General features: G+C 40.9%; 9 protein-coding genes and 2 tRNA genes. 9 read left to right on the forward strand and 2 right to left on the reverse strand.

Features of this window, described 5'->3' with window-relative positions; genetic code table 11:
* Positions 1–73: 73 nt before the first annotated feature.
* Positions 74–1,192 (forward strand): ABC transporter ATP-binding protein, encoded by a 1,119-nt coding sequence (locus tag OGM63_RS24180; protein WP_263748223.1) that lies wholly within the window; start codon positions 74–76, stop codon positions 1,190–1,192.
* A gap of 320 nt (positions 1,193–1,512) precedes the next feature.
* Here OGM63_RS24180 and OGM63_RS24185 read toward each other — a convergent pair whose 3' ends face one another.
* On the reverse strand, positions 1,513–2,142 hold the full coding sequence (locus OGM63_RS24185) for an alpha/beta hydrolase (protein ID WP_375340520.1): 630 nt from the start codon (positions 2,140–2,142) through the stop codon (positions 1,513–1,515).
* Positions 2,143–2,498: 356 nt separating this feature from the next.
* Between OGM63_RS24185 and OGM63_RS24190 the strand changes: the two genes are divergently transcribed.
* The 5 genes from OGM63_RS24190 to OGM63_RS24210 all read left to right on the forward strand — a co-directional run bounded on the left by OGM63_RS24190 (position 2,499) and on the right by OGM63_RS24210 (position 10,516).
* The gene (locus OGM63_RS24190) at positions 2,499–3,632 is read left to right on the forward strand and encodes a DUF928 domain-containing protein (protein ID WP_263748226.1); all 1,134 of its coding nucleotides are present in this window, start codon (positions 2,499–2,501) and stop codon (positions 3,630–3,632) included.
* A gap of 264 nt (positions 3,633–3,896) precedes the next feature.
* Positions 3,897–7,184 carry an FHA domain-containing protein gene (locus tag OGM63_RS24195; protein ID WP_263748227.1) on the forward strand — a complete coding sequence of 1,096 codons (3,288 nt, stop codon included), beginning with the start codon at positions 3,897–3,899 and terminating at the stop codon, positions 7,182–7,184.
* 613 nt (positions 7,185–7,797) lie between these two features.
* Positions 7,798–9,549, forward strand: a complete 1,752-nt coding sequence (locus OGM63_RS24200; RefSeq protein WP_263748228.1) for an FAD-binding oxidoreductase — start codon at positions 7,798–7,800, stop codon at positions 9,547–9,549.
* Between the two features lie 153 nt (positions 9,550–9,702).
* Complete coding sequence (locus tag OGM63_RS24205; protein ID WP_263748229.1) at positions 9,703–10,272, forward strand: superoxide dismutase family protein; 570 nt, start codon at positions 9,703–9,705, stop codon at positions 10,270–10,272.
* 28 nt (positions 10,273–10,300) lie between these two features.
* Positions 10,301–10,516 (forward strand): hypothetical protein, encoded by a 216-nt coding sequence (locus tag OGM63_RS24210; RefSeq protein ID WP_263748230.1) that lies wholly within the window; start codon positions 10,301–10,303, stop codon positions 10,514–10,516.
* A gap of 474 nt (positions 10,517–10,990) precedes the next feature.
* Here the strand turns inward: OGM63_RS24210 and OGM63_RS24215 are convergent, their stop codons facing one another.
* Positions 10,991–12,154, reverse strand: a complete 1,164-nt coding sequence (locus OGM63_RS24215; protein WP_263748231.1) for an acyltransferase family protein — start codon at positions 12,152–12,154, stop codon at positions 10,991–10,993.
* A gap of 925 nt (positions 12,155–13,079) precedes the next feature.
* Here OGM63_RS24215 and OGM63_RS24220 point away from each other — a divergent pair.
* The 3 genes from OGM63_RS24220 (at position 13,080) to OGM63_RS24230 (ending at position 15,715) form a co-directional block, all read left to right on the forward strand.
* On the forward strand, positions 13,080–15,200 hold the full coding sequence (locus OGM63_RS24220) for a CHASE2 domain-containing serine/threonine-protein kinase (protein ID WP_263748232.1): 2,121 nt from the start codon (positions 13,080–13,082) through the stop codon (positions 15,198–15,200).
* A gap of 272 nt (positions 15,201–15,472) precedes the next feature.
* A tRNA-Tyr gene (locus OGM63_RS24225) sits at positions 15,473–15,553 on the forward strand.
* 90 nt (positions 15,554–15,643) lie between these two features.
* Positions 15,644–15,715: transfer RNA gene (locus OGM63_RS24230), tRNA-Thr, on the forward strand.
* Positions 15,716–15,952: the final 237 nt, after the last annotated feature.

Raw genomic sequence — 15,952 nt, forward strand, 5'->3', positions numbered from 1 at the left:
CAAACCCCAAACTCCTAACTCCTAACTCCTAACCCCAAACTCCAAACTCCAAACTCCAAACTTTTATCAAACAATGGCAAATGTTCGTCTAGAAGACATTAAACGTAAGTTTAACAACGTCACCGCTATCGAGGATATTTCCTTTGAAATTCCGGATGGTGAATTTTGGGTTTTGGTCGGACCATCGGGTTGCGGTAAGTCTACAATTTTACGGACGATCGCTGGTTTGGAATCTGCAACTTCAGGTAAATTGTTTATAGGCGATTTTCTTGTGAACAATATCCCCGCAAGACAGCGGGATGTAGCGATGGTTTTCCAAAATTACGCGCTATATCCGCACATGACGGTGGCACAAAATATCGCTTTTGGGTTACAGATGCGTTCATTTGACCCCAAGACGATTCAAGATAGAGTGTTGACGGTAGCGCGATCGCTTTCTCTGGAACATCTGCTGGATCGCAAACCAAAACAGCTTTCAGGAGGACAGCAACAACGGGTAGCATTAGGTAGAGCGATCGCTCGTGAACCTCAAGTTTTTTTACTTGATGAACCTTTATCTAATTTAGATGCCCAGCTGCGAGATGATACTAGGGCTGAGTTGAAACAGCTACATCAAAAGTTGGGAATTACGACGATTTATGTGACTCACGATCAAGTTGAAGCGATGACTTTGGCTGATAAAATTGTGGTGCTAAATAATGGACGAATTCAACAAATTGGCGATCCCCAAAGTATTTATGCACGTCCTGCGAATCGGATGGTGGCAACTTTTTTGGGTAGTCCACCGATGAATATTTTGCCCTCTAAGTTTCAGGATAATGCTTTTGATGTGGGTGGGCAGTTGTTGCCTGTTGCGGATGATATCAGGCTGTTGTTAAAGCCGCAGCAAGGGCAAGGTTTTGATTTGGGGATACGTCCAGAGCATATTTATCTTAACGAACCGCCAAGACGCCAAGGGCACCAAGAAGGAGAGTTAGGAGAGTTGGAGGTTGAGGTGAAGGTGGTGGAACCTTTGGGAAGGGAGACTTTGATTAGGGGTAGTTTAGTTGGTTCTTCGGGGGTTTTGGTAAATGTGCAAGCGGGTGCGGATGTGCGTTTGCGTTCAGGCGATCGCTTGACTTTAGAATTGGATATGCATCAATTATTTGTGTTTGATGCGAGTACGGGTCAGGCTTTATATCAGCCTAAGTGAAGTTATTTAATAGGAGTTTATATGGCTTTCGGTAGTTACAAAATTCTCGCTGAAGTTCTTAAATAGTTTCAGGTTTTTTATACCGAATAAGTAGCTAGGCTTAATTAAATATAAGACTCATATTTCAAAATATAAGACTCATATTTCAACAGGGACTGGGTATTGAAGAAGATTTGGATGAGGATTGAAACCCCAACCAAATCGCGACAAGTAATTTCACATCGCTTCAAATCCGGTTGATTGTACACACCTACCACAGAAACTTACCTTTAATCCACAATGCTTAGGGTTTTTTATCTATGTGCATTTACTCGGATTTTCTATGAAAGATTGACCACAAAATTCCGTAATATATCTAACATTTCTGGACGAATTTCATGCCCCATATCAAATTCATGATATTCTACGGCAAGTTGTAAAGATTCCAGAGTTTCTCTAGCCCTGATTGCAGCTTGTAATGGCACCACGGTATCTTGTCTACCATGCGTAATTAAAATCGGTGGTAGAGACTTCGTATTTTGCCTCTCTACATTGATTCCTACACCTGGATGCAAATATCCACTCATACAAATTAAACCTGATAGGGGCAATGTTAATCCCACATCCAAAGTCATCGCACCACCTTGAGAAAATCCACTCAAAATTGTTCTCGTCAATGGTACTCCAGTACTACTTTCTAAAGTTTGCAACCAATCTATGAGAATTTGCCGACTTTCTGCCAAACCCTGATACATATTTTCCATTCTCAAGTCGTACCACGCTCTACCAAAAGAGGAATTAGGAAAAGGAAAAGGTGCATTGGGAAAAATGAACTGATAATCTGGCAAATTAAAAAAGGGTGATAAAGACGCTAAATCGTCCGCATTTGCACCCCAACCGTGCAAAGCGACAATTAAGCCTTTAGGTACTTGCCCCATTTTTGGCGGAAAGGTGATAAATTCCAAAGACAGATATTTTCTCCAGCGATTAAAGTCTCTTCATCGATATTACTTCACCTTGATGTTGAGTGATAAATCGCTGACTACGAACAATAGCAAAATTAAGACTTATGGCAATTTATACCCTGCGCTCCGGAAGGCTTGGTTTGTATAACCAGACCCACCCCCTGGGCTTGGGATATTAAGTGCATTGTTACAGATAAATGGTATAATAAATGTTATTAATACTTGAACTTATTGACACTTACGCTGAAAAATCGTGTGAGAATTACAGCTTGATATTTTGACAGGTGTAATTGCGGAATAACAAAAACCAGTTTTGTAGTAAAATACAGACTATCAGTAGCGCGACTACTAGCGCATCAGCCGTGAAATACCAAATCTGGACAAAATATATCAGCGTCGTCGCAACTGTTGCCTTGGTATTGCCTGCTGGCTGTTCCATGAAAATGCCAGCAGATGTTCCCACAATCATGCTGATGGAAGCAAAATCTAGCCAAAGCAGCTATAGCAAGTATATGTTAGAAGGCTATGATGCGACAAAGCAGAGAAATTACCTAGCTGCTTTAAATTATTTCCAACAGGCATTACAGGTAAAACCTGGGGATACATATGCGACGATCGCCATTAATAATATTCAAAGTTATATCGGACGCGATCGCCTTATAGGTAGCAAAACAAGACGCAATCTTTTATATATACCTGCTAACTTCGACTTCGGGCAACCAGGACGATTGATCCCCGCAGGAACCCGGACGCAAAAGCTACCAGACAAGGAAACAGTAATAAGTTTAGGTAATAATAATCAACAGTCTGTTGAGCAGTCCGGTGCTGCTACTATAAATCCAAGTAATGCAAGAAGTAGAAAATTCAATCCTCCACCTCCACCATCGTTAAGTAATACACCACGTAGGCAAGTATCAGCAGGAACTAGGGGAGGAAATTCCTGCACATCCAGCAATCAACCAATTATTGCTTTGGCACCCTTAGAAAATCCTCAAATCACAACAGCAGCTTATCCTCAATTATTTTTCTACGTTCCGCAAACTAATGCTCAAGCACTAGAACTAGTTTTACAAGATGAAAACCAGGAGGTAATTAGTAAATCAACTTTTAAAACTCCAGCAAAATCAGGAATTGTCAGCGTCATACCTGCTAATTCAACTCCAGAACTCAAAGTAGGCAAAACCTATCGTTGGTTTTTCTCAGCGGTATGCGATCAAAAAGAACGCAGTCGAGACTTAGTTGTACAAGGCTCAATTGTTCGGCTAGCACCTGATGAAAAATTGCAAAGAGATTTAGCGTCTTCAGATATGCGGGAGCGTGCTAATATCTATGCATTGTCTGGTTCTTTAACCGATGCGTTGACAAATCTGGCGCAGTTAATGCGTCAACGTCCTAATGATACCGAATTAAAAACTGACTGGCAAGATTTGCTGCGATCTGTAAATTTGGGGGCAATTACGGACGCACCATTAATAGAATGTTGCAAAAATCAGTAATTTCTGAAATTATTTTAGAGAATGCTATCTGTAAATTTGGGGGCAATTACGGACGCACCATTAATAGAATGTTGCAAAAATCAGTAATTTACGAAATTTGTTTTAGATAAGCTGTATTATTATATCAGTTCTTGCTTTCATTTTTGGAAAGCACCTGAATAGTAGATTATTCTGCCTACTGTACATAAAAGACGGGAAAAAGACTCATCTTTTGTACAATATCATGACTTTTTTTCATGTATTGCTATAGAGAAGCTAAAACAGATGATTAGTCAAGTTGAAGAAAAAAAAATGCATCTCGTCAGGTGGTTACTAGCGATAGGCTGGCTGACGTTAATATTCTCTTTATTGTACGATCCCATTTCGTTCTCGTTCACAGATCCAAGTAATCTCATTAGTCCTTTTCATCTCCACCCAGAAAAATACCTCGATCCCTCAAGTTGCGTCAAAATTCAGGGTGTGTGTGTACCCCAGCAGCCATATGGTATGGGAGGACGGATATTTTGGGCAATGGTTCTGCCGATAGGAATCCTGGTATTGCTAGTGTTTGGTCACGAATTTTGGCGACGGATTTGTCCATTATATTTCTTCTCGCAAATTCCCCGTGCTTTAGGAATTCAACGCAAGCGCAAAGTCGTTAACCCAGACACAGGTAACGTTCGGTATGAACAGGCAGGAGTAGAGAAAGAGTCTTGGCTGGGACGCAATTATCTATATCTGCAATTAGGTTTATTTTACTTGGGTTTGAACATTCGCATCCTTTTTGTGAATGGCGATCGCACAGCAATGGCGATTTTTCTGCTATTTACCATCATTTCAGCCATTACAATCGGCTTTCTCTACAAAGGAAGAAGCTGGTGTCAGTATTTTTGCCCAATGGCACCTGTCCAAATGTTTTACACAGGTCCACGGGGCTTATTCGGAACCGATGCTCACGACAAACCACCCCAAAGCATCACCCAGTCAACTTGTCGGACTGTGGATAGTTCTGGGCAAGAAAAAAGTGCTTGTGTAAGTTGTCAATCTCCTTGTATAGACATTGACGCAGAGCGTTCATACTGGGAAGGAATCACCAAACCAGACCAAAAGATACTTTTCTACAGTTACTTTGGTCTGATGTTCGGATTTTATTGGTTCTACTTTCTCTACGCTGGCAACTGGGACTACTATTACTCTGGGACATGGACTCATGAAGAAGGGCAATTACGCACACTCTTCAATCCAGGATTTTACCTGTTTAATCAAGCAATTCCCATTCCCAAGGTAATTGCAGCACCTTTGACATTGGCAATTTTTGCGATCGCCAGCTATTTCATCAGTGTAGGCTTAGAAAAAGCCTATAGAGCTTATCTGCATTCTAAAAACAAACATTTAAATGAAGAACAAATACTACACGTCATGTTTGTCTTGTGTGTATTTGTCTCCTTCAACGTCTTCTTTATGTTTGGCGGACGCCCGAATATCAGCTTACTGCCAGGTTGGGCTATCCTGGGATTGAACGGTATTGTCGTCATCCTCAGCACCTTGTGGCTATATCGCAGCTTGACTCGCAGCCGAGAGCGTTATTCTCGCGAAAGTCTAGCAAGTAATTTGCGCCGTCAACTGAACAAGCTAGCAGTAGATTGGTCAAAGCTACTTGAAGGACGTTCCCTGCAAGATTTAATTCCCGATGAAGTGTACGTTCTGGCAAAAGTACTACCTGATTTTAAGCGTGCAGATCGAGTACAAGTTTATAAAGGAGTTTTGCGTGAAGCCTTAGAAGAAGGAAAAGTAAATAGTTCCGCAGACAGTTTGGAAGTTCTCAAAGATATGCGGAAAGAACTGAACGTAACGGATGAAGAACATTACGCAGTTTTAGGAGAACTGGGAGTTGAAGATTACACCCTTCTAGAACCGCAAAAACAACGCAGTCGAGAAACCCAATTGCGGATCGAAGGCTATCGACGTGCATCAGAGTCGCTAATTCAGCAACTGCTCGAAAGCGGTACACCCTTACTTGATGCGATCGCACGCAGGCAAAAAGAAATCATGGCATTAAGACAAGAATATGCCATTACAACAGACGAACACGAGCAAGTGTTCGCAGAAATGTTTAATCAAGACGGTCCACTTCTACAGAAAGCGGAAGTTTTATTAACTCAACTGCAAGATTTAGCTGTGCATGGTCAAATGCTGTATAACTCAGTGCCAAACCCCCACGCACCTGTTTATGTCTTGCTGCGACAAGCTGTACAAGAAAAGAAAAAACTCATTGCCATTCAGTTATTCCGCATTTTAGAATTGCTCGGAGACTCATCGGAAGCTTTTAATATTGGTCGTTCAGTCGGTGTATTGGCAGCAAATGTCACCGAAGAAATGCTCCACGATGAGCAGTCAAGATGGCAAAACCGTTTGAGTCCAAGAATAATCTCTTCATTACGACAACACGATCAGCTAACTCAGCCTCTAGCGACATCAACACAAGTTGGTATCACCAATAATTACTCCGAGCAACAAACACAATCTTATTCTTTTAACTCTGCTCCTACTCACTTAGATAGTAAACGCACGCATAGTACAGAGGCAATTAATGATGTTTTGTTCGCACTTATACAAGACGTAGATCCTTTAGTACAAGCTGCCTGTCTTTATGCCTTGCATCAGTCTAATCCTTCTGTTGCCTTGGGGGAAGCTCGCCGACTGCTAGATGCCAAGCAAAATAATGATTGGCTCCTGCAAGAAACAGCACAAATAATTCTCGGTCAAAGTCACCAAGCAAATGGGTCTGGTAATGTACCAACTTTAGTTGCTCAAGTCAGAGCAATGGGACGCACAGAAAAGCGGACTTTCCAGCAGTCAACAATTCAAGTTGGACGGGGACAAGAGAACGATATCATTATTCCCGATAACCGTGTTTCGCGACAGCACGCTATATTCTATCTCGATGAAAAAGGAGTCAGCGTTAAAGATTTAGGCAGCAGCAACGGTCTACGTATTGGCAAAGAAAACATTCACGACCAACAAAAACAACTGAAATCCGGAGATTTCGTTCGTTTTAGCGGTGGAGATGATTTAGTTATCCACGTCCAGTGGGAAATGCGATCTTTGCACCACAATACAATCACCGAATCTGTAGGAACTTTACAAAAGCTGTTATGGCTTTATAACAGCAGCTTCTTCAAAGATATCAAGGCAAATGCTTTAATTGAACTAGCACGTAATAGCGAAGTACGCATTTATCATCCTCAACAAGAAATCTGCAAAGAGGGAAGACCTGCCCTTGAACTGATAGTTTTAATTGATGGTGAGGCAAAAGTACTTTCCGGCAATACAGGCAAAGGTATGACTATCTCGTCTGGGCAAACTATTGGTGAACTAGAAGTGTTTACTTATAGCCAATATGCAACAACAGTTGTTGCAGGTGAAGTCAAAATTCGGACTTTAGCTATCAAAGCAAAAGATTTCGAGACAGTACTTTCACAAGACCCGCTACTGGCAAAGAATGTCTTAAAAATGGTCAGTGTTCGCCTTCAGCAAAGTTTAGGGCAAATAGCTGCCGTGACGCAAATTTAATTTGATTCGTGGTTGCGTTGTTGAGCGCAACCACGAATCAAATTCTGGCGTTGCTGAATTGAAATATGAAACTTAAAAATCAAGCATCTTAAACCCTTACAAGGAGTGCCTCTGAAGCGACTAGAAGTGAAACAAATTCATATCCTTTCTTCAGCAACGCCCAAATTCATATCATAAAATGAGCGCTACTAATGTAAAAAAAGATTAACTCATGATGTCGATACACAAGAAAAAAATCACACATAATTAGACACAATAAGTGAAAAAGAATGTAGAGACGTTGCATGTGCTACCTCTCTAGAGGTTCTGGATAAGGTATATTTAAATTAGATCGATGTCTATTGTAGAGACGTTCCGGCGGAACGTCTCTATAACAATGGTTACAGGGTTTTTATTAGAGTTAATCAGCGCCAACAGAAGATTAACTATGAACTAATTTTTTTGATAAACTCTCAAGAAAATCTGATATTATTTGTACTGGTTTTCCGTAATAGTCTTTAGTTAGACTGTACATGTCTCTTAGCAACGTTAAGGAAATAACTGTAAAAGGTAATATCAATTCGCGATTGGGGTTATTGCACAATTTAACTAACATTCTTGGAGGAAAATAGGCGTGATTAAAATCAAAGTCATAGATCCAAAAAAGCCAGAGCAACTGCAAGAAGTAGATTTAAACTTAAATACAAAACTCAATCATGAATGTTTTATTGGACGCTTGTTGAACTGTGATTTAGTTTTAGACGGCACCGAAGTCAGCCGGATGCATGGAAAAATTTCCCAGAAAAATGAAAATTATTATTATGCTGACCTTGCAAGCAGCTGTGGTTCGCGGTTGAATGGCGAAAACGCCCAAATCAATCAAGATTATCTACTCAAGAATGGCGACTCAATTCAAGTCGGTAGATATTTCTTGATGATTGTACAAATTAGTTCAGTACAAAGGAGTTCCAACGATGACACCATAATAGATATACCACAGGTACAAAAAACCAGCCCCCAATCAGACAATCAAGAAATAGTTCCGGAGCCAAAAGTTGAGACTACACCAGTAGAAGCACCTTTACCCACTCCTGCTGTTGTCGTCGCTCCCCAAGAATATATGCCAGTGGGGATGATAGAACCCACCGACCTCCAACGCTGGACGAAAGGAGATTTAACAGTCCGCTGCATCAGTGTTATCGATGAAACATATGATGTGAAAACCTTTCGCTTTGCGTGTGATCCTCCGGTGTTGTTCACTTACAAACCAGGTCAGTTTGTCACCCTTGATTTAGAAATCAATGGTGAAGAAGTATCGCGTTCCTATTCCATTTCCTCAACTCCCTCACGTCCCCACACCTTAGAAATCACCGTCAAACGCGTCCCACCTCCTGGTGGTAGTGAACCCGAAACACCAAAAGGTCTAGTTTCTAACTGGTTGCACGACAACGTTACAGCAGGCAGTATCATCAAGCTCAGTGGACCTTTGGGTAAGTTTACCTGCTTCGCTAATCCATCGCAAAAACTTTTGCTAATATCCGCAGGTAGCGGGATCACACCGATGATGTCTATGTCGCGGTGGTTATGTGATACTGGCGCTAATTGCGATATTATCTTTTTTCACTGTGCTCGCAGCCCCCGTGATATCATTTATCGCTATGAACTAGAAATGATGTCTGGACGGTATCCGAATTTTCATTTAGCAGTCTCCACAACTCGCAATGAACCGGGTCATAGCTGGTTAAGTTTAACTGGCAGACTTGATGCAGCTATGTTGCAAGTTGTTGCGCCAGATTATCGAATTCGCACTGTTTATGTATGTGGACCGGATACCTTCATGGAAGGCACCAAACAAATGCTCGAAAGTATCAGCTTCCCCATGCAGAACTACTATGAAGAAAGCTTTGGACCTCCAAAGAAAAAACCCAAATCTGTTGAGCCTAAACAACAAACTGTTCCTAGCAGCACAGCTAAAAACGTCACCCCCGTTGCTGGCTTCATGGATATGATGAGGAATTTGTCTACAGAAACTGTTCCAGAATCAAATGTTAGCGATCGCGTTGTGGTAAGTGCATCAGTAGCGACACCAACTCCCACCTTGCCCAAGTCAACCTCGTCGGGAAAAACTGTTGTAGTTTTCTCTAAGTCAGGCAAAGAAGTCGATTGTGATGGTGAAGAACCCATCTTAAATTTGGCTGACCAGGAAGGAGTGAAAATTCGCAGTAGTTGCCGTGCTGGAGTTTGTGGTAGCTGCAAGAAACGCAAACTAGAAGGAGAAGTCAGGTTAGAAGGTGAACCCGAAGGTTTGGAAGAAAGCGAACTTCAAGAAGGCTACATTCTCACTTGCATTTCTTACCCTATTGGCAAAGTTGTAATTGATGCGTAGATTTTTAGCGATAATTGGGCATGGGGCAATGGGCATTGGGCATGGAAAGAATGGTATTTATTCACGCATGAGCGTTCTTGAACTTCTTTAATTCCCATTACCCTATGCCCTATGCCCATTAAACAATTGCCCAATTACCTTTCATAACGATCGATGAAATTCATCTACCACCTAGCTTTGATATTGCTACTATTAATATCAGCTTGTAGTTCGTCTGGAGAAAATGTCAGTAAAAACGTGCAAGCAAAAGCTGCGATCGCAGGTTCTGGTATCACAGGAACCTTTAAAGCAATGCAAACCGCAAATGGTTTTGTCTGGGTTGCTGTGGAACTTCAAGGCGATCCGAAAGTTATAACCCCTGGACTTCATGGCATTCACATACACGAAAAAGGTGTCTGTGAGGCTCAATTAGAAAAGCCTTTTAGCTCTGCCGGCGGACATTTTGATCCAGGTCCATTCGGTTCATCAACTCCTGTAGAAAAAAATCATCCCTATCATTTGGGAGATTTACAAAATATCAAAATTAGTTTTGTCGGTAAGGGGAGAATAGAAACTTTTTCTAACAGTTTTACTCTCTCTGATAGTCCGACAAGCTTATTTGATAGTGATGGTAGCGCGGTGATTATACATAAGTTAGTCGATCAAAAAAAAGCTGGGGGTACGGCAGATGAAGCCGGCGGTGGTCGGCAAGCCTGTGGTGTAATTCAATTAGTCAAATCTTAGAAAAAAACTCTTTTACAAGTAAGGATTTATGAACTGCTATAAATTTTTGGTGGGAGCAATTGTCGTAATTGCCTCTGGTATTTTTATTGTAATCAATAGCGATAAATCTCGGTCAGAAGTTCGACCTGATGGAAATGTTGCAATTAAAGTCAGCGGCGGTTTATTGTTGATGTTTGGCATCCTGCTTTTCATTGGCAGTATCATCGGCATGTCATCTGGTTGTCAACCACAAAGCATACTGTAATCAGCTAAAACATATACAGCACCCTATCGCTTTAATCGAATACACCTAGAGACGTAGCAGTGCTACGTCTCTACAAGGTTTTGGATTTTATATAGCGGTTTTTGGTTGAGTGAGGTACATAAAACCTCACCCCTTCCCCTCTCGGATGTTTTGGAGAGGGGTGTCCGGAACTCCCAGGGTGAGGTTCTGTATTGCATTACCCCCGGCAACCCGCTATATATGTACTTCCTAAACCTGAAATCTGCTGTACAAGAAAGCATATTTGCTCGTTAGGGTTGTCCCAATACGGTTCGGTTAAATATTTTTATTGGGCATTAGACATAGACGTGAAAATGAACTATGCGCTGTCCACAACCCTTGTAGAGACGCGAAATTTCTTGTAGAGACGCGAAATTTCGCGTCTCTACATTGTTTTCTGGAGATGTCTATTTGGGTATGTAAAGACGCTCTTTGTATCGCGTCTCTACAATATCTTTAACGAAAGCGCTTTTTTAAGAAACTGGACATGAATGGTCGCTCAAAAACTAAATAAAACCAGTAGGCAATTAGTAACGACATCCCTACACCTACCAAATAGCACGTAGCTGCAAACATCGATGGGGATATTGGCAGATAAAAAAGAAAGTAACGCACTAGCACTAATACTGGTCCGTGAATTAGATACAGACTATAAGAAAATCCTCCAAGTGCAACCACCCAAGGATGCTCCAATAACCTGATAAAATAGGGCACATCTTTGCTCTCAATTCTCAATTTGGTGCAGTAAATAAATAGACAAACAGCCGCTAACCCACAAAAACTCTGACCAATCCATATATCTAATCCTAGTTGTTTCCACTCAGTTAAAAAAGTAATAACAGTGAAGACAATAGCTAGCAAATCCCACCGTAGGGAATTTCTGATTGCGATTAACTCAGGTTTTTGAGAAAATCCAATATCTGCTGCTGCCATCCCCAAGGCAAATAAGCCGATAAACCAAGAACTAGATGACATTGAAAATCCATTTAGGAGATAAAATGGTGTTATCCCAATTACAAAGGCGGCTATCACAACTGATAATAAACTGAAGCGCCGCCAAAGAGGTAATAATAATAGCGGAAATAAAAAGTATAATTGCCATTCCGTAGCCACACTCCACATAGGTGGGTTGATAGTTAAATATGTGCTGTGGCTGAGATTGTGAATTAGTAGCAGATGGGATAAAACATCAATAAAGGAAAAATTTGGATAAAATGGACCCTCTCCAGCAACTTTGTTCCACTGGAAATCTGTAAATTTTTCTAGTGTAAATATTGTCACAGCAAGGAGCAGTGATAAAAAAAGAGCAGCATAGTAAGGTGGCAAAATTCGACGCGATCGCCTTTTAATGTAATCAATCAAACTTCCTGATATATGACCGTTTTGAGAACGGACTACTGGCAACATCAAAACATAGCCAGAAAGCACAATAAAAATAACAACACTAAATGCACCATAACGCAATAGGTTTTCAAATAATGACCACAATCTGGGCAAATTTTCTCCTCTAGATGGCTCAACGTGGACAAATACTACATACAAAGATGCAATTCCTCGTAAGCCATCCAAATAATGAAGATGTAGCCTCTGACTAATAGGTCTTTCAATTAATTGATTCATTTGGCTAATGAAATATTCTAATATTGTTCAGTAAATCAACCACAAGAAAAAACTGGAAAATCCAGTTGAGATGGGAAAAGTTGATGGGTAAGTACTAAACCCTTAATTTGTCAAGCACTACTTTATCCCAATCTGAGAAAGCATAATAATAATTAGACATCTCCCGAAATTAAATATGTGTTATCCAAAAGTCCTAGAGATGTCGCACTGCTAGGTCTCTAGATTATTTTTACTATACATGTAAAACGTCAAGAACTCGGAAAGATTTCTCGATTGTGCGATTTTTCTCTGGAGGACTAAAACAAAGTTTAATTCTGACGGTTATGGACTATCACAAAGCAACTAGCAAACCTACTTAAAAGCAACTACCAATGCCAACTTGACTGTTAAGGGTGATTTATCGAAACTAAGAGTCGTCAGCATCAAGTCCGAAACATAAATTTCAAAAGTTTATTGAAGTCGATAACCTAAACCATAAATTGTCTCAATCACATCAGCAGCCGCACCAGCTAATTTCAATTTTTTTCGTCAACTTCTAATATGAACTTTAACTGTTTCTTCTCCTGGTAGATCGTCGAATGACCTAAGATATTCGATATACAGCAAATTTCAGGTATATGAGGTACATACGTAAAACCCAAAACCCTGTAGAGACGTAGCTAGCTTACGTCTCTACGTGTATTTCATAACAACGCAATCTGCTGTAATATTGGTCAGTGAGGGCTGATACCAAAGCATCAGCTATGCGGTTATCGTCCTCTACTAACAAAATTTTCATTCAGGTAAATGAGTGTTGTCGCGATTACCTCGGCTATACAAGGGAAGCCGATGATTAGGCGGACTATGATTATAGGCTGCTGAGAAGGTATCATATTTAAAAAACAGAACCAAATCAGAAATTTCTATTTTTTATTTTTAATTGCTTATGCTTACCAACTTCAGAAATTTGCTGACACAGCCGGTAGTTGTGATTAGCTTAATTACAGGTGTGTTGCTGGTTGGAGCTCAACGGTTGGAAATGTTAGAGTCGGTGGAGCTGCAAGCTTTTGACCAGATGATGCAAAGACGTACTCCTCTAGCTCCAGACCCACGTTTGTTGATTGTGGGATTTAGCGCAGAGGATATTCAAAAATTAAACCAGGGATCACCGACTGGGGAAACTTTAGACACAGTATTAACCAAACTAGAGCGCTATCAACCAAAAGTCATCGGTTTAGATTTCTTTCGCGATCGACCAGTTGAACCTGGTCATCAGAAGTTCTTAACACACATAAAAAATAGTTCACGCATTGTTCCTATCTGTACAGTGGGTGCAAATAATGTTGAATCTGTACCACCACCGATAGGTGTAGAAGCCGAGAATGCAGGATTTGCTGATATCCCAGAAGACGGAGATGGGTTGATTCGGCGAAATTTACTAGTAGTTACACCCTCTGCCAAATCAAATTGTCAAACTCCAGCTTCTTTGGGATTTCAATTGGCACTTCAGTACTTAAATATTCAACCAAAATTCACTTCTGGGGGAATGCAATTAGGGAAAACGTTGTTTAAACGTTTAGAACCTGACTCAGGTGGTTATCAAAAGATAGATGCTAGTGGCTTTCAAATATTGTTAAACTACCGATCGCAGATGATGGTTGCTCAACAGGTGAGTTTTTCAGATGTGCTAGGCGATCGCATCCAGCCTATTTCGGTCAGAAATCGTGTGATCTTGATTGGCTCCACTGCACCAAGTTCCCAAGATATTCGTAATACACCTTATAGTAATGGCAAGCGGGACGATTCTGGCAAAATGCCTGGAGTGGCAATCCACGCACATATGGTTAGCCAGATTCTCGATGCGGCTTCAGGAAAGCGACCTCTATTTTGGTTTTTACCTGAATGGGGAGAAATTTTCTGGATCTGGGGATGGACTTTCGCCGGTGGTATACTCGGATGGCGCATTCAGCATCCACTCCGCTTAGGACTGTTCAGCGTCGGTGGTTTAGTAATACTATTATTTAGCGGTTTTGTTACTTTTACTTATGCAGGATGGATACCTTTAGCATCCCCAGCGTTAGGTTTTATTATAGCAACAGTGGGTGTTCTCGGTTATACCTCATTTCAAAACAAGCAAGAAAAAGAAAAAATCGCACTTCAGATTAAAGACCAAAATGAAAACATCTCTTTATTGCAAGCACTTTTAAGGGAAGGAGGAAATTCCCGAACGCAGATACGCACGGGGCTTCATGATAGCTTACAACCAGACAGACTATTAAACAAGCGTTATAAAGTCACTGAGATGCTTGGTTCTGGGGGATTTAGTTATACTTATTTAGCTGAAGATACTTATCGACCGGGCAAGCCTATGTGTGTAGTGAAGCATTTGCAACCTGCTCGCACCGATGAAGTATTTTTAGAACTTGCCAGACGTCTATTTAAAACTGAAGCTGAAATTTTAGACATTTTGGGTCATCACAATCAGATTCCCCAGTTGATGGCTTATTTTGAAGAGTCTAAGGAATTCTATTTAGTACAAGAGTATATTGAAGGAGATACTCTCCAAGAAGAATTCATCCCGAAAAAGTTGATTCCAGAGGCTGAAGTTGTAAGTTGCGTTAAAGACGTTTTGCAGATACTGAAGTTTGTTCACGATCGTGGTGTCATCCATCGAGATATCAAACCTAGCAACTTAATTAGACGCAAACAAGATCAACGAATCGTTTTAATTGACTTTGGTGCAGTTAAACAAATTCAGCCTCAGATGCTAGCAGAAAACCCGACAATCGCAGTGGGTACTGCGGGTTATGCACCACCTGAGCAGTTTATGGGACATCCCAGATTAAACAGTGATATCTATGCTGTTGGAATGATTGGCATTGAAGCTTTAACTGGAACACCTGCTAAAAACCTCGAACGAGAAGAGACAACAGCACTTGCTTGGCAACATCTTGCACAAGAAACTTCTCAAGAGTTAACTGATATTTTAGACAAAATGGTGACTTTTGACTTTCAAAAGCGATATCAGTCGGTTGAGGAAGTTTTACAAAGTTTAGATAATTTATGAAAAAGAGGGGGAAAGTCCCCTGTTTTTGCTATCTGAGCAATCTCCAGCCATTCAGGTGTCTGGGATGCTTGAGCGCTGAGAATTCGTCTAGCCTTGCTTTTCTCACTGCTTTGTGCGTCTTTTTTTCACAACGAGTAAACCTAGCTTGATTGTACGTTTTGTTCGGGCGATGCCTGACAATTAGTGCCTTATTGCCCATCACCAAAATTTATTTGCAAAACCTATTGCCATTTCCAAAAGCTTATGCTAACGTTATAAATCGTGGGACAAATGGGTCGATGTCCGAGTGGTTAATGGAGACGGACTGTAAATCCGTTGCGAAAGCTACGCTGGTTCAAATCCAGCTCGGCCCACCTCTCGACAAATTATTAGTGTTGATTTTTGATCTAATTATGCGTTAGCATAGTTGAGAAATTAACACTTCTAATGTTCAAAGTTATTTTGCCCGTGTGGCTCAGTGGTAGAGCACACCCTTGGTAAGGGTGAGGTCACGAGTTCAATCCTCGTCACGGGCTTTTGAATATTTGAAACTGTACCGTCAGGGAGCGTGTAGGTAGTTCACAGAGTGTTTTTAACCCACATTCCGCAGGTTGCTTAAGAAAGAAGATAATATTTTCGACAAGGAGCAACAAAAAACTGGAGAATCCATTAGACATCTCCAGAAATGAACTATGCATTGTCTACTACCTTTGTAGAGACTTCGTATTTCGCGTCTCTACATTGTTTTTCAAAGATGTCTATTAGACATCTCC

It is taken from the genome of Plectonema radiosum NIES-515 (assembly GCF_025753815.1).
Classification (GTDB): domain Bacteria; phylum Cyanobacteriota; class Cyanobacteriia; order Cyanobacteriales; family Nostocaceae; genus Hassallia; species Hassallia radiosum_A.

Coding starts and splice junctions, on each gene's coding strand:
- OGM63_RS24205 (WP_263748229.1), top strand. CDS start 9,703: ATGAAATTCATCTACCACCTAGCTTTGATATTGCTACTATTAATATCA.
- OGM63_RS24220 (WP_263748232.1), top strand. CDS start 13,080: ATGCTTACCAACTTCAGAAATTTGCTGACACAGCCGGTAGTTGTGATT.
- OGM63_RS24215 (WP_263748231.1), bottom strand. CDS start 12,154: ATGAATCAATTAATTGAAAGACCTATTAGTCAGAGGCTACATCTTCAT.
- OGM63_RS24210 (WP_263748230.1), top strand. CDS start 10,301: ATGAACTGCTATAAATTTTTGGTGGGAGCAATTGTCGTAATTGCCTCT.
- OGM63_RS24195 (WP_263748227.1), top strand. CDS start 3,897: ATGATTAGTCAAGTTGAAGAAAAAAAAATGCATCTCGTCAGGTGGTTA.
- OGM63_RS24180 (WP_263748223.1), top strand. CDS start 74: ATGGCAAATGTTCGTCTAGAAGACATTAAACGTAAGTTTAACAACGTC.